The following is an 18,183-nucleotide window of genomic DNA, read 5'->3' as shown; positions in this document are numbered from 1 at the left end:
GAACGGATGGCAGAGCTGCAGCATGAAGTAGAGCAACCTGATGTGTATGACCGTCTGATCGATCGTCTGGGCCTGGCTCTGGACACGGCAAAAACAGCGGTGCGACTTCGAAACGAATCCCCCGTTGAGCTTGAGTTGCGTGGCTTGAGTCACGCCGAGTTTCAGTTGATCGAGGCTTATCTGGGCAGAACCGAAGTCGTTGTCAAAGAGGATTCTCCGATCGCCACGAGGGGAAGTTCCAGCACCTCACGGGAGCCTTCAGAGCCGATGCGAGCGTCCCATCCCCACGCCAATGTCATCTGGCTCAAGGATCAGCGTCGAGCCAAGGTGTCGGCAAAGTTGAGTCGCTACAGTTCCAGCAAACATTTCAAGCGTTAACTTCTGCGGGGGCTGACCCCGGCCAATCGAGCATTGCTGCTTAGCGTCATTGCTTCTAGGCTTCGGGCATCTTTGGAGATGCCCGATGCCCTTTCGTTACTTCATCAAAAATCTGCTGCTGCCTCCGGGCCTTTTCCTGCTGTTGTTAGTGCTCGCCTGGTGCTTGAGAAACAGGCGACCGGTGTTGGCGCGGGTGCTGTTCGTGATGGGCGTTGGCGGGATGGCCGCGATGAGTCTGCCGATTGTGGTGGAGTGGTCGGCGAAGGGCATCGAGCGCATCCCGCCGCTGCCGCAGAGCGAGTGGGCAACGCTGGCCCAGCGCGCAGATGCGATCGTGATTCTGGGCTCGGGCCGGGAACGGAATGACCCGAGCTGGGGCAACGACATCCCGACGGGGGTTGCGCTGGAACGCATGAGATACGCCGCGCGTCTGTCGAAGGCGTCGGGCCTGCCGATCCTCACCACCGGCGGGCTGCATTACGGCGAGCCGCCGAGCGAGGCGGCGATCATGGCCGACTCCCTGCGCGACGACTTTGGCGTGACTGTCCGTTGGCAAGAAGGTGAAAGCCGCACGACCTGGGAAAACGCCAAGATGACGGCCGCGATCTTGTTGCCGCAGGGCATCAAGCGCGTGGTCGTGGTGACCCAGGCGTGGCACATGCCGCGTTCGGTCTGGAGTTTCGAGAAGGCCGGGTTCAGCGTGGTTCCAGTCCCGGTCGGCTTCCTGAGCGTGGACAACGCCCGCCCGTTCGGTGGCTGGACGCCGGAGGCAAGGGCGGTGTGGCAGAACGGGCAATTGATCAACGAAGCGGCGGGGTTGGTGGGGTATCGGTTGTTTTACCGGTGAGCTGAGCAGCAGGCGTTCGGTCCCGCTGTCAAAGCGCGTATCCCCTGACACCGCGCACGCTGTTAGTGGGACCGGCTTTAGCCGGGAAAGCGTCAGGTGTCACACCGCATATTTGATGGTGTTCATTCGGGCCTCTTCCCGGCTGAAGCCGGTCCCACTCATGACCGCATGCATTAAGTCAGGCGGGTGCAGCCCAATTGTAGGGTCGCGTGCGGTCAGCGGGAATGGCTGCGATTTATTGTGGGACCGGTTTTAGCCGGGAAGGCGTCGGGTGTCACACTGCATGTTTGATGGTGTTCATGCGGGCCTCTTCCCGGCTGAAGCCGGTCCCGCAGGGATGTCATCATTCACCAGACATCTCTCGATACCCACTCACCCTAGGTAAAGCGTTTCACTGCTTTTACTGTTCGCCTTCACAACGAGGGAGAGCGGCGAAATGTATGGAAGCAAACATGAACGGTCTTTGCGTATCGGTCGATATTCCCAACAGGGGAACGTCTATCTCGTAACCTCTGTGGTGAAGGATCGCGCCCCTCTGTTCAGTAATATTCAAATAGGCCGCCTAGCGGTTCAGGAAATGAAACGTTTGCACGACTCAGGCGTTGTGCACTCATTCGCCTGGGTGGTTATGCCCGATCATCTGCATTGGCTGTTTGAACTCAAGTCAGGATCACTGCCTGCGCTCATGCAAGCGCTGAAGGGCAGAACCGCTTTCGCAGTGAACAAGGCACATGGCGCAAAAAAAATGACATGGCAGAAGGGTTATCACGATCATGGGGTCAGGGCCGATGAGGAGCTCGTCGAAATGGCTCGCTATGTCATTAACAACCCGATTCGAGCAGGCCTGGTGATGCACCGGGGGGACTATCCACTGTGGGACTGCGAATGGATGCTTGAGTGGGACTGCCTTTAGCTGTCCCACTAATAGACCGCGTGCGTTCAATCAGGCTGGTGCAGGCCAACTGTGAGACCTCAAGCAGTCAGCGGGGCTGGCTGAGGCTCAATGGTGCGACTGTGCGCAGTCAGCGGGACTGGCGAGATTTATTGTGGGACCGGCTTTAGCCGGGAAAGCGTCGGGTGTCACACCGCATATTTGATGGTGTTCGTGCCGGCTTCTTCCCGGCTAAAGCCGGTCCCACTAATAGTCCGCGTGCATTCATTCAGGCGGGTGCAGGCCCAATTGTAGGATCGCGCGCGGTCAGCGGGACTGGCTGTGGCTCAATGGTGGGACCGTCCGCATTCGGTGAGACTGGCTGCGGTTTAATGTGGGACCGGCTTTAGCCGGGAAAGCGTCAGGTGACACACCGCATGTTTGATGGTGTTCGTGCCGGCCTCTTCCTGGCTGAAGCCGGTCCCACTAATGGTCCGCGTGCATTCAGTCAGGCGGGTGCAGGCCAGTTGTAGGACCAAGCGCAGTCAGCGGAGCTGGCTGCGCTCGAGGGCTCACACCGCCTTCGCCATCCGACCTGCGAAGAACGCCCAGCCGATCAGCAGCAGTGACAGCACGATCAACGGCCACGAGCGCCAGTGCAGGTACGGCGTGAGGTTTTGCATCGGGGTGACTTCGCCGTACATCACGGCGCGCTCGAACTGCGGCACGGTGGTAGTGATTTCGCCGAACGGGTCGATCAGCGCGCTGACGCCGTTGTTGGTGGCGCGGATCATCCAGCGGCCGGCTTCCAGGGCGCGCATCTGCGCCATCTGCAAGTGCTGCAGCGGACCGATCGAGGTGCCGAACCACGTGTCATTGCTCACCGTCAGCAGCAGATCGCTTTGCGCCGACAGCCCTGCGGCGAACTCCGGGTACACCACTTCATAGCAAATGAACGGCGCGATCTCATAACCCTTGGCCTGCAACAGCGCTTGCCCGGACGGGCCGCGCGCAAAGTCGGACATCGGCAGGTTGAAGAACCCGATCAACCCCCGCAGCAGGTCCTGCAACGGCACGTACTCACCAAATGGCACGAGCTTCTGCTTCAGGTAAGTGCCATCGCCTTCACCGGTTACGGTAATGGCGTTGTAGTAACGGTATTCCCCATGGGTGCCTTTCTCTCGCAGTGGCACGCCGGTGATCAGCGCCGAATCGCGCTCGGCCGCAAACTTGCCCATCACCGACAGGTAGCCTTCGACCGATTCCTTGAGCACCGGCACGGCGGTTTCCGGCCAGATGATCAGGTCAGCTTTCTTCGAGGTGAACGTCATGTCGCGGTACAGCGCCAGTTGCGCGTTGAGCGCCGCCGGGTCCCACTTCATGCTCTGTTCGACGTTGCCCTGCATGGCTGCGACGGTCAGTGGCTTGCCGGCAGGCTCGGTCCAGGCGTGATGCTTCAGCGCCAGCCCGGCAACCCATGGCGCCAGCAGCAACGCAATGCCTGCCGCCAATTTTGGCGCGCGGGTGCGCAAACGAGGCAGATTGCACAGCAGCGCGGCACTCAGGGCGAGCACAAAGGAGATCAGCCACATGCCGCCCAGTGGCGCGAGTCCTTTGAGAGGGCCGTCCAATTGACTGTAGCCGGAATAAAGCCAGGGGAAACCGGTGAGGAACCAGCCGCGAAACATCTCCTGGCCGAACCACAGGGCCGCGAAGGCCAGTGAGTCTGCCAGCGGCGCTTCGTTGCGGCGGATCCAGCGGGCCCAGATCCACGCCGGCAGGGCGAAGAAGAACGCCACCGCTGCGCAGAACAGCACCATCAGGAAAGCCGCCAGCCAGACCGGCGCCTCGCCATAGGTGTGGATGCTGACGTAAATCCAGCTGGTGCCGCCGCCGAACAGGCCGAACCCGTAGGACCAGCCGCGCCAGAGGGCCTGACGCGGTGTGAGGTCACGCAGACCGAGATAGAAAACCACCAGCGCGACAATCGCCAGGGGCCAGATATCGAACGGTGCCAGGGCCAGGGTAATCAACGCGCCGGCCACCATGGCCAGCAGGTTACCGGGCCAGCCGGGGCGGGTGATCCAGCGCATTTACATTCCTTAAAGCGGGTAGGGCATTACGTGCGGTTGATCGGGCTCAGGCGCAGCAAGTGAATACGACGGCTGTCGGCATTCAGGATGCGGAAACGGTACGCGCCGATTTCGGTGATTTCATTACGCTTGGGCAGATGCCCGAACGCATTCATCACCAGACCGCCGACGGTGTCGAATTCGTCATCGGAGAACCCGCTGTCGAAGAACTCGTTGAAGCTCTCGATCGGGGTCAGCGCCTTGACCAGGAAATCGCCACTGGGCAGCGGCTTGATGTAGCTGTCTTCCTCGACGTCGTGCTCGTCTTCGATGTCGCCGACGATTTGCTCGAGCACGTCTTCGATGGTCACCAGACCTGCGACGCCGCCGTATTCGTCGATGACGATGGCCATGTGATTGTGGTTGGCGCGGAATTCCCGCAACAGCACGTTCAGACGCTTGGATTCAGGGACGAAGGTCGCCGGGCGCAGCAGGCTTTTCACGTCGCCGCTGCCACCGTCTTCCTTGAGAATCAGCGGCAGCAGGTCCTTGGCGAGCAATACGCCCAGCACGTCATCGTGGCTTTCGCCGATGACCGGGTAGCGCGAGTGCGCCGAATCGATCACGGCCGGCAGGAATTCGCGCGGGGTCTGGCTGGCCTTGATGCTGATCATCTGCGAACGCGGCACCATGATGTCGCGGACCTGCAGGTCGGCGACCTGGATAGCGCCCTCGACGATGGCCAGCGCTTCACTGTCCAGCAGCTTGTTCTGATGGGCTTCGCGCAGCAGCTCCAATAGCTCCTGACGGTTTTTCGGCTCATGGGCAAATGCCTGGGTCAGTTTGCCCAACCATGACTTTTGCCCGTTGCTCGATCGGTCTTCGCTCATAGCCCTTACTCGTGGTCCTTGGCTGATGTTTCTAAATGGGGTGTATCGGAATGCGATGCTTCTGAATGAACAGCGTCGACAGGTTCGTCGTCCGCGTAGGGATCCGGATAGCCAAGTTCTGCTAGCAACTCCCGTTCCAGCGCTTCCATCTCTTCCGCTTCGTCATCATCGATGTGATCGTAGCCCAACAGATGCAGGCAACCATGAATCACCAGATGCGCCCAATGGGCATCCAGTGATTTGCCCTGTTCAGCGGCTTCACGGGTGACCACAGGCACGCAGATGACCAGATCGCCCAGCAACAGAATGTCCAGCATCTCGTCGGGGACGTCGGCAGGAAACGACAACACGTTGGTGGCGTAATCCTTGTGCCGCCACGTGTTGTTCAGCTCTCGGCCTTCCGCTTCGTCGACGAGGCGAATGGTCAGTTCCGAGTCAGCCGAACGCTGGCGCAGGCCCATTTCACACCAGAGGCGGAACTGGGCTTCGCTCGGGGCGCTGGCCTGACTCGCAAGTTGCAGATCCAGCTCAAGCATCGCGGCGAGTGTCCGGTGAACCGTGGGGAGCGGCCGGGTTGTCGGTGCGTTCTTCGTAGCGCTCGTAGGCTTCGACGATGCGCTGCACCAGCGGGTGGCGCACGACGTCCTTGGGCTTGAAGTGGGTGAAGCTGATGCCCGGCACGTCCTTGAGCACTTCAATGACGTGGTTCAGACCGGATTTCGTGCCCTTGGGCAAGTCGATCTGGGTCACGTCACCGGTGATCACGGCCGTGGAGCCGAAGCCGATACGGGTCAGGAACATTTTCATCTGCTCGACGGTGGTGTTCTGACTCTCGTCGAGAATGATGAAGCTGTTATTAAGGGTACGACCGCGCATGTACGCCAGCGGCGCGACTTCGATCACCTGCTTCTCGATCAGCTTGGCGACGTATTCGAAGCCGAGCATTTCGTACAGCGCGTCATACAGCGGGCGCAGGTACGGGTCGATTTTCTGGGACAGATCGCCGGGCAGGAAGCCGAGCTTTTCGCCCGCTTCTACGGCAGGACGCACCAGCAGAATGCGGCGGATGGTCTCGCGCTCAAGCGCATCCACCGCAGCGGCCACCGCCAGATAGGTCTTGCCGGTACCGGCCGGGCCGATGCCGAAGTTGATGTCGTTGGCGAGGATTTCCTTCACGTACCGCTGCTGATTCAAGCCACGGGGGCGAATCATGCCTTTCTTGGTACGCAAAGCGACGCCGACCTCGGCAGCAGGGTGGTTGTCCAGCTCTTCGACGCCGGATTCCTGCAGAAACAGATGGACCATGTCCGGGGACAGTTCGGTCGCTTTCGTTTCCCGATACAGCCGGCGCAGCAGGTTCTCTGCCGAGGTGGTTTGTTTGCGCTCGCCGATCATCTCGAACTGGCCTCCGCGATTGCGGATCTCGATGTCCAGGCGCTGTTCGATCAAGCGCAAATGCTCGTCGAATTGCCCGCACAGATTGGCGAAGCGGTGAGCCTCGATAGGTTCGAGGCTGAAGCGATGTGGTTCGATAGGTGCGTTCAAAGTGGTTTTGGGCCGCCCGACGGCAATGTGAAGTGACGTGAAGGATAACCCCTGCAGGCAGTGTCCGGAAGGGTTCGCGCACTAATGGGTAAATGAGGTCAGCAGACGCCCGGCAGGATGCCCTTTGGCAGACAGCCCGCCGGGCCCGTGCGCCGAATCGCGGGCCGGTGCAGCCGACGTATGGCGGCTGTCCGGCACCTGATTCAACGCTTGGGCCTGCACGAAAAAATAGACGTGACGATTACATTGGGGCGCTTTTGGCTTATTGCAACAACGACCCGCGGAGCGAGTGGGGTTGGGCGCTGTCGATGTACACGTCGGTGAACTGGCCGATCAGCCGGGGGTTGTCGCAACGGAAATTGACGATCCGGTTGTTCTCGGTACGGCCCTGCAATTCACCGGGGTCCTTCTTCGAATAGTCGGTGACCAGAATGCGCTGCACGGTGCCGGCCATCTTGCGGCTGATGTCCAGACCCTGACGGTTGATCAGGTCCTGCAGCTGCTTGAGGCGTTCTTTCTTCACTTCTTCCGACGTGTCGTCGGGCAGATCGGCCGCGGGCGTGCCGGGGCGCGCGCTGTAAACGAAGGAGTAGGAGAAATCCATGCCGACGTCTTCCACCAGCTTCATGGTTTGCAGGTGATCCTTCTCGGTTTCGCCCGGGAAGCCGACGATGAAGTCGGAGCTGATGCAGATGTCCGGTACCGCCGCGCGCAGCTTGCGCAGGCGTGACTTGTATTCGAGCACGGTGTGATTGCGTTTCATCGCTGCAAGAATCCGGTCAGAACCTGATTGCACGGGCAAATGCAGATGCTTCACCAGTTCCGGCACTTCGGCGTGGGCTTGAATCAGGCTGTCGGAGAATTCCAGCGGGTGCGAGGTGGTGTAGCGAATGCGGTCGATGCCGTCGATGGCTGCAACCACGCGGATCAATTCGGCCAGATCAGCGAGGCGCCCGTCGTGGGTTGTGCCGCGATAGCCGTTGACGTTCTGGCCCAGCAGGGTCACTTCACGCACGCCGTTTTCGGCCAGATGAAGCACCTCGTTAATGACGTCGTCGAACGGCCGGCTGACTTCTTCGCCACGGGTGTAAGGCACCACGCAGAACGTGCAGTATTTGCTGCAGCCTTCCATGACCGACACATAAGCGCTCGGGCCATCGACACGGGGCTCGGGCAGGTGGTCGAATTTTTCGATTTCGGGAAACGAGACGTCAACCTGGGGCAGGCGCGTGATGCGCGCCGCGTCGATCATTTCCGGCAGGCGGTGCAGGGTCTGCGGGCCGAATACCACGTCGACGTACGGTGCGCGGTCGCGGATGGCCGCGCCTTCCTGACTCGCCACGCAGCCACCGACGGCGATGACCATTTCCGGGTTCGCCAGCTTCAGTTCCCGCCAGCGGCCAAGCTGGGAGTACACCCGATCCTGCGCCCGCTCGCGGATTGAACAGGTGTTGAGCAGGATGACGTCGGCGTCTTCCGCCCGTGCGGTGACTTCCAGTGCTTGATGTTCGCCCAGCAGATCGACCATGCGCGAGCTGTCGTACTCGTTCATCTGGCAGCCGTGGGTTTCGATGTAAAGCTTCTTGGCCATGCGCGGGTTCATCAGGTGATTCAAAGAACCGCGCATTATAGGGATGCGGGCCCCGGCTTCCTAGCGTCGTCTAACCAGCGGCATGCTATAGTTCGCGCCCTTTTCAAAACGCTGACCACTGCCTGCCTGTTATGACCAAACGCGAAGCTCCAATCTACAAGGTGATTTTTCTCAACCAGGGACAGGTGTTCGAGATGTACGCCAAACAGATCTATCAGAGCGATCTGTGGGGTTTTCTGGAAGTGGAAGAATTCGTCTTCGGCGAGCGCACCACCGTGGTGGTCGACCCGAGTGAAGAGAAGCTGAAGGCGCAGTTCGATGGTGTTGTACGCAGCTTCGTGCCGATGCACTCGATCGTGCGGATCGATGAAGTCGAGCGGATGGGCACAGCGAAGATCACCGAGGCGCGTCACACCGGCAACGTCATGCCGTTTCCGATGCCCATGCCGGACAAGTAACCGACGGTCTACAAGTAGCCGATACCGGACAGGCGATCGGCAATAACACCGGGATCAGGGCTTGACGCTGTCGGCAGGGAAGGGCGCGAACGGTGTGCGTCCTTCAGCGGTTTGCAGCTCCAGCAGGTATTTGCGGAAGATCTGCCCGAGCACTTGCGTGGCCACTTCGAGATCCTCGCGCTTCATCTGTGCCGACACTTCATCCGCCTGGTCCAGTGCATCTTCCGAACCGTTGACCGCCGCCATCTTCAGCACGATATACGCCTGAATGTTGTTGGCCTGCACCCCTTCGCCACGAAAGAACATCAAGCCCAGCTGGTACTGCGCCTGGGCATGGCCCTGCAATGAAGCTTTTTCGAAATAGTTGAGTGCCTGGGGCAAGTCACGTGGCGCACTTTTGCCCTCGTAATAGAACTCCCCCAACTCGTATTGCGCCTGCGCATCCCCATCCTGAGCCGCCTGCTGACAAGCGGACAACGCTGCTGGCAGGTTGTCTGGCTGGGTATCGAGGGTGCAACGACCCACCGCCGGGATCAACAACGAGTTGCCACCTGCATTAGCCAGCAGGGGATGAAGAAGCAACAGGCAGCCCAATGCAAGGGTGCGGCCGGTGCGATTCATGGAAGTCGACTTACCTCTGAAAAAGGTGCGGGCATGCCCGTCCAGCGAAACGTGCTGGCTGCGCATTATGAAATAAGCGAGGGCAACCTTACAAAGTCTTTACTGATTTTCTGCTGCGCGGACTTGATAGACCTGAATTCAGGGCGGTTGACCAGGCCGTAGACACTCGGGCGGCATCCGTTCCGCCCGGTCTGCCGGTCATTTCAGTTGAGCAAACGCCTTTTCTGCCGCGTCCAGCGTCTGCTGCAACTCCGCGTCACCGTGGGCGATGGAGGTGAAGCCGGCCTCGAAGGCGCTTGGCGCCAGGTACACGCCGCCTTCCAGCATCAGGTGGAAGAACTGCTTGAAGCGATTGGCGTCGCTGGTCATCACGTCCTGGAAGGTGACGATTTCTTTAGCGTCGCTGAAGTACAGGCCGAACATGCCGCCCGCCTGGGTGGTCACGAACGGGATGCCGGCGGCGTCGGCGCGCTGTTGCAGGCCTTCCAGCAGGCGCGTGGTGAAGGCAGTCAGTTCGTCGTGGAAACCCGGGCGGCTGATCAGGCGCAGGGTGGTCAGACCCGCCGCCATCGCCAGCGGGTTACCCGACAGAGTGCCGGCCTGATATACCGGGCCCAGCGGCGCGATGTGCGACATGATTTCGCGCTTGCCGCCGAAGCAGCCAACCGGCATGCCGCCGCCGATGATCTTGCCGAAGGTGCTCAGGTCCGGCTTCACGCCGTAGTACGCCTGCGCGCCGCCGAGGGCAACGCGGAAACCGGTCATCACTTCATCGAAAATCAGCACCACGCCATGTTCGTCGCAGGCCTCGCGCAGGCCTTGCAGGAAACCCGGCGCGGGCGGCACGCAGTTCATGTTGCCCGCCACCGGCTCGACGATGATGCACGCCACTTCCTGGCCAACGTCAGCCAGCATCGTCTTGACCGCGTCGATGTCGTTGAACGGCAAGGTCAGCGTGTGCTTGGCGAACGCCGCCGGTACGCCGGGCGAACTCGGTACGCCCAGGGTCAGTGCCCCCGAACCGGCTTTCACCAGCAGGCTGTCGGAGTGGCCGTGGTAGCAGCCCTCGAATTTGATGATGCTGTCCCGACCGGTAAAACCACGGGCCAGACGGATCGCGCTCATGGTCGCTTCGGTGCCGGAGCTGACCATGCGCACCATTTCCATCGACGGCACGATCGAGCAGACCAGATCGGCCATCTCGGTTTCCATCGCCGTCGGCGCGCCGTACGACAGACCGTGTTCCAACTGCTTGCGCACGGCGTCGAGCACGTCCGGGTGGCTGTGGCCCAGAATCATCGGGCCCCACGAGCCTACGTAATCGACGTAACGCTTGTCGTCTTCATCGGTGACGTAGGCGCCCACCGCGTGCTTGAAGAACAGCGGCGTGCCACCGACGCTTTTGAAGGCGCGGACCGGCGAGTTGACGCCGCCGGGGATGTGTTTCTGGGCGTTGGCGAACAGGGTTTCAGAACGGGACATGATGAGGTCTCTGTTTGAATCGGGAATGAATGAGTGCGTAACCGGCCTGATTCAGAATCAGGCGGGCTTGAACAAATCGTTGAAGGCGCGGGCGCGGCGGGTGACTTCCTGGGTGGTTTCCGCGCCGAACAGCCCGTGCACGACGGCCAGCAAGTCGGCGCCATGGGCTACCAGCGGCGCGGCGTTGTCCAGGGTAATCCCGCCAATCACCGCGATGGGCAGATTGATGCGCTTGCGCGCCTGGCTGAGCAGGTCGAGGCTGCAGGTCGGCGCGCCGGGTTTGGTCTGGGAATTGAAAAAGCGGCCGAAGGCGACATAGGTGGCGCCGTCGGCCTTGGCCTTGTCGGCCAGCTCAAGCTGCGCGTGGCAGGTCGCCCCGACAATGGCTTTGTGACCGAGCAGGGCGCGGGCGTCCGGCAGCGAGCCATCGGTTTGCCCCAGATGCACGCCGACACCCAGCCGCGCGGCCACTTCGGCGTCGTCGTTGATGATCAGGCGGGTCTTGTAGCGCTCGCACAGTTTGAGGAGCGCTGAGGCCTCGCGCAGGCGGCGGGTCTCGTCACCGGATTTGTCGCGGTATTGCAGAAGGGTCACACCGCCATCGAGGGCGGCTTCGACGTAAGACAGGAATTTGCCGGCCAACAGCTGGCTGTCGGTCACGGCATACAAGCCACGTAATCTCATCAAGGTGCCTCTTTTTCGTGGCGTTACGAGCAGAAATCCAGCGGCAGGCGGCGCGGAACGAATTGTCCCCGGCCCAGCTGTTCGGCATCGCGCAGCGTGCGCCAAGTGTAGTCCAGCGCCATTTGCACAGCGCCGATCAGGTCCTGACCCTGGGCCAGTCTTCCCGCCAGTGCGCTGGCCAGTGTGCAGCCGGAGCCGTGATAGCTGCCCGGCAGACGCTGACAGGTAAAGGTGCGTGACTGACCGCCGCGGATGTACAGGCGGTTGTGAACTTCGTGCTCATCGCCATGACCGCCGGTAATCAACAGGTGCTCACAGAACGGCAGCAGCTTCTCGGCGCACTCATCGGCCGTGCCTTCAGGCAGCTCAGCCAGAATGCGCGCTTCCGGCAGGTTCGGCGTGGCGATAGTCGCCAGAGGCAAAAGACGCTCGCGCATGGCGTAACCCACTTCGTCCTTGCCCAGCCGACCGCCGCCACCGGCACGCAACACCGGATCGCAGACCATGGGCAGGTGCGGATGCGCCGTCAGCAGTTCGACGACGGTGTCGACCATCTCCAGCGAACCCAGCATGCCCAGCTTCACTGCCGCGACGACGGAATCGTTGAGCACGGCATTGGCTTGCGCCAGCACCCACTCACGATCCAGCACGCGAAAGTCAGTGACGTTCACGGTGTCTTGAACAGTGAGGGCGGTGATGGCGGGAGCCGCGTGGCAACCCTGGGCGAGCAGGGCTTCGATATCTGCCTGCAAGCCGGCGCCGCCACTGGGGTCGTGACCGGAGAGACAGAGGACAACAGGGCGGGAGCTATAGATATTCATGGTGCGCGAGCTTACCACTAAAGTTTTTGCCGGTGGGACCGGCTTCAGCCGGGAAGGCGCCAGTACAAACACCATCAATTTTGCGGCAGGACGCATGCTGTTAGTAGGACTGGCTTCAGCCGGGAAAGCGCCAGTGCAAACACCATCAATTTTGCGGTGAGACATCCGACGCCTTCCCGGCTAAAGCCAGTCCTACACGGGAACAAACCCGCCCCGCACAATGCGCAGATTTAGATGGTGTCATCGAGCTATCGGTCGCTATCCTGTGGCGCTTCATACATTCCGCCAGAAGAGTGAATGCAAGTGCGTTGCCCGCTGACCTATTCGACCGATACAGCGGTCGCTCGCAGAATTGCGAAGCCGTGCGATTTGCCCACGGCAGCTCGTGGACTTCATCAGTGCCAAGGCGGTGCCCCATGCGCCTGGTGCTGATCTTCCTGCTCTGCCTGTTGCCGATGTTCGCCAGCGCCGTCGATTTTGATGAAAAGACCCGCAGCCTGGCACTGGGGCGCGACACCCAAGTGTTCGAAGACCCCACCGGCGATGCAACCATCCAGCAAGTCTCGTCCCCTGAGGGCGCCTCACGCTTCCAACCGCTTGCCGGTCAGTCGCTCAACGCCGGGTACTCTCGCTCCGCTTTCTGGCTGAAGGTGCGTCTGACGTATCGCCCCGGCAACCCGCTGGCGTCCGCCGACTGGCTGCTGGAAATGGCCTACCCGCCGATGGACCATGTTGATCTCTACCTCGGCGACGGCGACGCGCGACCCCGTCTGGCTTGGCAGACCGGCGACATGCTGCCGTTTGCCAGCCGGCAGATTAAGCAGAACAACTACGTGTTCGATCTCAACCTGAACGCCCACGAAACCAAGACCGTTTACCTGCGCGTCGCCAGCCACGGCTCGGTGCAGGCGCCGCTCAATCTGTGGGCCAGTCACGCCTATATAGAAGAGCAGCCGTCGCGGCTGTACATCCTCGGCATGATTTACGGCGTGCTGGCGGTGATGCTCGTCTACAACCTGTTCATCTACCTCAGCGTGCGCGACACCGCGTACCTGTATTACATCCTCTACATCACCTTTTTCGGCCTGTATCAGGTGTCGGTCAACGGCGCGGCGATCGAGTATTTCTGGCCGAATAACCCGTGGTGGGCCAATACCTCAACCACCTTCCTCATCGCCGCCGCGATTCTGTTTGCCAGCCAGTTCACCCGTAAATTCCTGCAGACGCCGAGCCTCGGGCGCTGGCTGGACGTGCCGCTGCGGGTGATGATGGTTTGCGCCGCGCTGATCATGGCCCTCGCGTTGAGCATGGATTACGGCGTTGCGCTGCGCCTGGTGACCGGGCTGGTGTTGTTGTTCACGCCGGTCGTGCTGTTGATCGGGCTGGCGGCGTGGTTCAAGGGCCGGCGGGTCGCGCGGTACTTCATCATCGGCTGGTCGGCGTTCCTGATCGGCGGGGTGGTCAACGCGACCATGCTGCTGGGGCATTTGCCCAACACCTTCTGGACCATGTACGCCAGCCAGATCGGTTCGGTGATCGAGGTGGCATTGCTGTCGCTGGCGCTGGCCGACCGCATCAACGCCATGCGCGAGCGTGAGGCGCAGATCATGGCGGAATCGCAGCAGGGGCTTGAAACCCTCAACCAGCAACTGGCGGTGAGTAACCGATTGAAAGACGAGTTTCTGGCCACGCTCACCCATGAACTGCGCACGCCCATGAACGGCGTGATCGGTTCGCTGGAATTGATGCAGATGGACGCGGCGCAGAGCGAGATCGAGCTGTATCGCCAGACCGCCGCCGATTCGGCGCAAAGCATGATGGGCATCGTCAACGGCATCCTCACGCTGACCGAACTGCAAGCCGGTCGGGTCACTGTGCGCAGCGAGCCGTTCAGCCTGCGCCATGTGCTGTTTCAGCTGCGCAGTGGGTTCGAGCCGCTGGCCCGCAGCAAGGCGTTGGCGCTGAGTGTGGAGCTGGACGAAACGCTGCCGGACAGCCTTGAAGGTGACGGCGTCAAGTTGCGCCAGTGCCTGGAGTGCCTGCTGGACAACGCGATCAAGTTCACCAAAACCGGTTCGATCAGAATCCGCGTCAACGGCCAGCGCCCAGACGCCGAGCACGTGCGGCTGGTGATCGACGTCATCGACACCGGCATCGGCTTCAGTCGACTTGATGAAGAAACGCTGTACGCCAACTTCTTCCAGGTGGATGGATCGACAACGCGGGAATACGGCGGGCTGGGCATCGGCCTGGCAATTTGCCGACAGTTGATTGAATTGCAGGACGGGCGCCTGAGCCATCAGTCCGAACCGGGCAATGGTAGCCAGTTCCGCTTGAGCCTGGATGTGCAGATCGCCGCGCAAACGGTGTAGGAGCGTGGCTTGTCCCGCGATCGGCCGGGAACCGGTCGTCGAATCGGCGCATGCGGTGGATCAGGAGAAATCGATGCCAAGTGTGCTGCCGCTCCGCGCCAGATCGCGGGACAAGCCACGCTCCTACAGTTGATCTGCATCCATTCCGAGATCGTGCGCCCACAAGGCAAAACCGCCGTGATTTCGTCTTCTATGGCGCTGTCGCCGGCGCAGTGTGCGTGATTCACTAGGTCAGCAGCCAACCGCCCCGTGCTGCCCGGACCGGAGTCGCCTCATGGACCAGCCCATCAATCTGCACCAGTTCGCCGAGACCCACGAGGTCACCAATCAGCCGCCTTCTCTGGACGGCACCAACCTGTACCGCATCGACCTGCCGCTGCAAGAGTGGTCCCGGCGTTTCGGCGCAGGCTGGGCGCAAGACAGAATCGACGCCTACGGCGCGCTGGCCGGCGGCCCGTTGATGGAAGCGGGTTTTCTCGCCAACCAGAACAAGCCGGTGTTCGCCAGCCATGATCGCTACGGCCATCGCATCGATCTGGTGGAGTTTCATCCTGCGTACCACCAGTTGATGCAAACCGCCGTCGAGCACGGCATCCCGTCGCTGCCGTGGACCGATCCCAGGGAAGGTGCCCACGTCGCCCGCGCGGCGATGAGCTATCTGCACACCCAGGCCGAAGCCGGCAGCGGTTGTCCGCTGACCATGACCTTCGCCAGCGTCCCGGCCCTGCGCCTTCAACCGGACCTGGCCGAGGTCTGGCTGCCGAAGGTCCTCGCCACCCACTACGACCCGCGCAACGTCGGCATCGCCCACAAGGCCGGCGCCACCATCGGCATGGCCATGACCGAGAAACAGGGCGGCACCGACGTGCGCGCCAACACCACGCGGGCCTATCCGGTCGGCCTGCCCGGGCCCGGTCAGGCGTATGAACTGGTCGGGCACAAATGGTTTTGTTCAGCGCCCATGTGCGACGCCTTTCTCACCCTGGCGCAGACCGACAAGGGCCTGACCTGTTTCCTGCTGCCGCGCCATCGCCCGGACGACACCCGCAACGCGTTCTACATACAGCGGCTGAAGAACAAACTGGGCAACTGGTCCAACGCCTCCAGCGAAGTGGAATTCCGCGGCGCCCTGGCGTGGATGGTGGGCGAGGAGGGGCGCGGCGTGCCGACCATCATCGAAATGGTGGCGATGACTCGCTTCGATTGCATGACCGGTTCCAGCGCGTTGATGCGTCAGGCGCTGACCCAGGCCGCGCACCATTGCGCCCACCGCAGCGTCAGTGGTCGCTTGCTCAGTGAGCAGCCGCTCATGCAAAACGTGCTCGCCGATCTGGCGCTGGAAAGTGAAGCGGCCCTCGCGCTGACCCTGCGCATGGGACGCTCGCTGGAGCGTCTGGACGACGGCCACGAAGCCCGTTTCGCACGGCTGGTGACGGCGGTGGGCAAGTACTGGATCTGCAAGCGCGCGCCGGCCATGATCAACGAAGCGGCGGAATGCATGGGTGGTGCAGGCTATGTGGAGGACACCATTCTGCCGCGCCTCTACCGTGAGGCGCCGGTCAATTCGACCTGGGAAGGCTCCGGCAACGTGCAGTGCCTGGACGTCCTGCGGGCGTTATCCAAAGAACCGGGCGTGCTGGATGCGCTGTTCGATGAGCTTGGCGACGGTCATGGCGACACGCGTCTGGCCGCGCATATTCAGCAGTTGAAGCAGGCATTTCAGGACACCGGCGACATTCAGTACCGCGCCCGGCAACTGACCGAAGACATCGCCGTCGCGTTGCAGGCAAAGCTGCTGCTGGAAGCGGGCAATGCCGTGGTCAGCGACGGGTTTATCGCCGGACGCCTTGAGCGGCCGGGACGCGTCTACGGCGCCTTGCCGCGCGGGATGGATGTTCAGGCGCTGGTCGCGCGGTCATCGCCGCAGCTATAACGCGTCCATTGCCGCGTCGGCCACAGGCAACTCGTGCCTTCGTCATCTGTTGCAGGCAAGATATGCGCTTGCAAGATAAGAAGGATATGCATCGTGACCGAAGCTTTCATTGTCGTAGAAACTGCCGAACACGCCGTGGACCGGCTCGCTGAGCTGCACGCACGGGCAACCACCGCCTTGAGCCAGGCGCTCAAGCGCTACCTGAAAGACCGCGTCGAACCTACCGCCGCCGAGCGTCTGACGTTTCGCTACCCCGAACTGCGTCTGACCTATCACTGCCAGGGCGAAGTGCCGCTGACCACCCGCGCCTACGCCAAGGTTCAGCTGCCGGGCACCTACAGCGTCACCGTCACCCACCCGGCGGCGTTCCGCAAATATTTGCTCGAACAGCTTGTGCCGCTGATGAACGACTTCACCGTGACGGTGGAAGTGGGCGTCAGCGAGCAGAACATTCCGTACCCCTACGTGGTCGAGCAGGGCGATGAGCTAGCCGGTACCGGCGTCACCGCCGCGACCCTGGCGCGGGTCTTCCCGAGCACCGATTTGTCGGCGGCCACCGATGGCATCGCTGACGGTCTGTACGACTGGGCCAACACCGATCCGCTGCCGCTCGCGCTGTTCGACGCCGCCCGGGTGGATTTCTCGCTGCGCCGTCTGGTGCATTACACCGGCAGCGACTGGCGCCATGTTCAGCCGTGGATCCTGCTGACCAACTACCACCGCTACGTCGACCAGTTCATCGTGCATGGCCTGGAAAAACTGCGCGACGACCCGCGCTTCGTGAAGATGGTCCTGCCGGGCAACGTTGTTGTCGACAAGAGCATGGATTACGGCGAAGCCCAGGCCATCGTCTCCGGCGTGGTCTGGCACCGTTACCAGATGCCGGCGTACCACCTGATCGCCGAAGACGGCCATGGCGTGACATTGGTCAACATCGGCGTTGGCCCGTCCAACGCCAAGAACATCACCGACCACCTCGCGGTATTGCGTCCGCATTGCTGGCTGATGATTGGTCACTGCGGCGGCCTGCGTCAGTCGCAGACCATCGGTGACTACGTCCTCGCCCACGCCTACATGCGTCGCGACGGCATTCTTGACCGCGTGCTGCCGCCGAATATCCCGATCCCGGCCCTGGCCGAGGTGCAGTTGGCGTTGCAGGAATCAGCCGCCCAAGTCACCGGCGAACGCGGCGACGATCTGAAGAAGCGTCTGCGCACCGGCACGGTCCTGACTTACGACGATCGCAACTGGGAACTGCGCTGGGCTCAGGAGCGGCCGCTGATCAACCTGTCTCGCGCCGTGGCGGTGGACATGGAAAGCGGCACCATCGCCGCCCAGGGTTATCGCCTGCGGGTGCCTTACGGGACCTTGCTCTGTGTCTCGGACAAACCGCTGCACAGCGAGATCAAGCTGCCGGGTTCGGCCAACGCATTTTACGAGCGTGCGGTCACCCAGCATTTGAAGATCGGCATCGCCGCGCTGGACTTGATGCGCACGCAGCTCAACTCGCTGCATTCGCGCAAGCTGCGCAGCTTCGACGAACCGCCGTTCCGCTAAGGGCTCCGTTAAGGCGCTAGGCGTTCAACGAAAGGGCCACTAAAGTGGCCCTTTCTGTTTT

16 protein-coding genes are annotated in these 18,183 nt (G+C 61.7%); 7 read left to right on the top strand and 9 right to left on the bottom strand.

Features of this window, described 5'->3' with window-relative positions:
• The first annotated feature begins 6 nt into the window (after positions 1-6).
• The 3 genes from BBI10_RS09980 to BBI10_RS09970 all read left to right on the top strand — a co-directional run bounded on the left by BBI10_RS09980 (position 7) and on the right by BBI10_RS09970 (position 2,138).
• Complete coding sequence (locus BBI10_RS09980) at positions 7-378, top strand: hypothetical protein (protein ID WP_065988365.1); 372 nt, start codon at positions 7-9, stop codon at positions 376-378.
• Between the two features lie 85 nt (positions 379-463).
• Positions 464-1,225, top strand: a complete 762-nt coding sequence (locus BBI10_RS09975) for a YdcF family protein (protein WP_065988364.1) — start codon at positions 464-466, stop codon at positions 1,223-1,225.
• A gap of 436 nt (positions 1,226-1,661) precedes the next feature.
• Entirely contained in the window at positions 1,662-2,138 is a 477-nt protein-coding gene (locus BBI10_RS09970; protein WP_065988363.1) for an REP-associated tyrosine transposase, read from the top strand.
• Positions 2,139-2,668: 530 nt separating this feature from the next.
• Here BBI10_RS09970 and lnt read toward each other — a convergent pair.
• From lnt to miaB, 5 genes are all read right to left on the bottom strand, one after another.
• On the bottom strand, positions 2,669-4,189 hold the full coding sequence (lnt, locus tag BBI10_RS09965) for an apolipoprotein N-acyltransferase (RefSeq protein ID WP_065988362.1): 1,521 nt from the start codon (positions 4,187-4,189) through the stop codon (positions 2,669-2,671).
• Positions 4,190-4,215: 26 nt separating this feature from the next.
• Positions 4,216-5,058, bottom strand: a complete 843-nt coding sequence (locus BBI10_RS09960) for an HlyC/CorC family transporter (RefSeq protein WP_065988361.1) — start codon at positions 5,056-5,058, stop codon at positions 4,216-4,218.
• Between the two features lie 5 nt (positions 5,059-5,063).
• A complete protein-coding gene (gene ybeY / locus BBI10_RS09955) occupies positions 5,064-5,594 on the bottom strand; it encodes an rRNA maturation RNase YbeY (RefSeq protein WP_065988360.1) in 531 nt (176 codons plus the stop codon).
• On the bottom strand, positions 5,587-6,603 hold the full coding sequence (locus BBI10_RS09950; protein WP_065988359.1) for a PhoH family protein: 1,017 nt from the start codon (positions 6,601-6,603) through the stop codon (positions 5,587-5,589). Before BBI10_RS09950 ends, ybeY begins: the two co-directional genes overlap by 8 nt.
• Before the next feature lie 262 nt (positions 6,604-6,865).
• A complete protein-coding gene (gene miaB, locus BBI10_RS09945; protein ID WP_167355784.1) occupies positions 6,866-8,194 on the bottom strand; it encodes a tRNA (N6-isopentenyl adenosine(37)-C2)-methylthiotransferase MiaB in 1,329 nt (442 codons plus the stop codon).
• 131 nt (positions 8,195-8,325) lie between these two features.
• Here miaB and BBI10_RS09940 point away from each other — a divergent pair, with 131 nt between their 5' ends.
• Positions 8,326-8,652 carry a DUF1820 family protein gene (locus BBI10_RS09940; protein ID WP_065988358.1) on the top strand — a complete coding sequence of 109 codons (327 nt, stop codon included), beginning with the start codon at positions 8,326-8,328 and terminating at the stop codon, positions 8,650-8,652.
• 54 nt (positions 8,653-8,706) lie between these two features.
• Here the strand turns inward: BBI10_RS09940 and BBI10_RS09935 are convergent, their stop codons facing one another.
• From BBI10_RS09935 to BBI10_RS09920, 4 genes are all read right to left on the bottom strand, one after another.
• A complete protein-coding gene (locus tag BBI10_RS09935; RefSeq protein WP_065988476.1) occupies positions 8,707-9,273 on the bottom strand; it encodes a tetratricopeptide repeat protein in 567 nt (188 codons plus the stop codon).
• A gap of 198 nt (positions 9,274-9,471) precedes the next feature.
• Positions 9,472-10,755 (bottom strand): glutamate-1-semialdehyde 2,1-aminomutase, encoded by a 1,284-nt coding sequence (hemL, locus tag BBI10_RS09930; RefSeq protein WP_065988357.1) that lies wholly within the window; start codon positions 10,753-10,755, stop codon positions 9,472-9,474.
• 57 nt (positions 10,756-10,812) lie between these two features.
• A complete protein-coding gene (thiE, locus tag BBI10_RS09925) occupies positions 10,813-11,439 on the bottom strand; it encodes a thiamine phosphate synthase (protein ID WP_065988356.1) in 627 nt (208 codons plus the stop codon).
• A gap of 23 nt (positions 11,440-11,462) precedes the next feature.
• The gene (locus BBI10_RS09920) at positions 11,463-12,260 is read right to left on the bottom strand and encodes a hydroxymethylpyrimidine/phosphomethylpyrimidine kinase (RefSeq protein ID WP_065988475.1); all 798 of its coding nucleotides are present in this window, start codon (positions 12,258-12,260) and stop codon (positions 11,463-11,465) included.
• 416 nt (positions 12,261-12,676) lie between these two features.
• On the opposite strand from BBI10_RS09920, the gene BBI10_RS09915 reads away from it, so the two are divergent.
• From BBI10_RS09915 to amn, 3 genes are all read left to right on the top strand, one after another.
• Complete coding sequence (locus BBI10_RS09915; RefSeq protein WP_065988355.1) at positions 12,677-14,632, top strand: sensor histidine kinase; 1,956 nt, start codon at positions 12,677-12,679, stop codon at positions 14,630-14,632.
• A gap of 286 nt (positions 14,633-14,918) precedes the next feature.
• On the top strand, positions 14,919-16,565 hold the full coding sequence (locus BBI10_RS09910) for an acyl-CoA dehydrogenase family protein (protein ID WP_065988474.1): 1,647 nt from the start codon (positions 14,919-14,921) through the stop codon (positions 16,563-16,565).
• Positions 16,566-16,658: 93 nt separating this feature from the next.
• The gene (gene amn, locus BBI10_RS09905; protein ID WP_065988354.1) at positions 16,659-18,122 is read left to right on the top strand and encodes an AMP nucleosidase; all 1,464 of its coding nucleotides are present in this window, start codon (positions 16,659-16,661) and stop codon (positions 18,120-18,122) included.
• Positions 18,123-18,183 lie beyond the last annotated feature (61 nt).

The sequence above is a fragment of the Pseudomonas graminis genome (assembly GCF_001705435.1).
In the GTDB taxonomy this organism is placed as follows: Bacteria; Pseudomonadota; Gammaproteobacteria; order Pseudomonadales; family Pseudomonadaceae; genus Aquipseudomonas; species Aquipseudomonas graminis_B.
The sequence above is the reverse complement of the archived record's forward strand: the minus strand, read 5'-3'. Positions and strand labels throughout refer to the sequence as shown.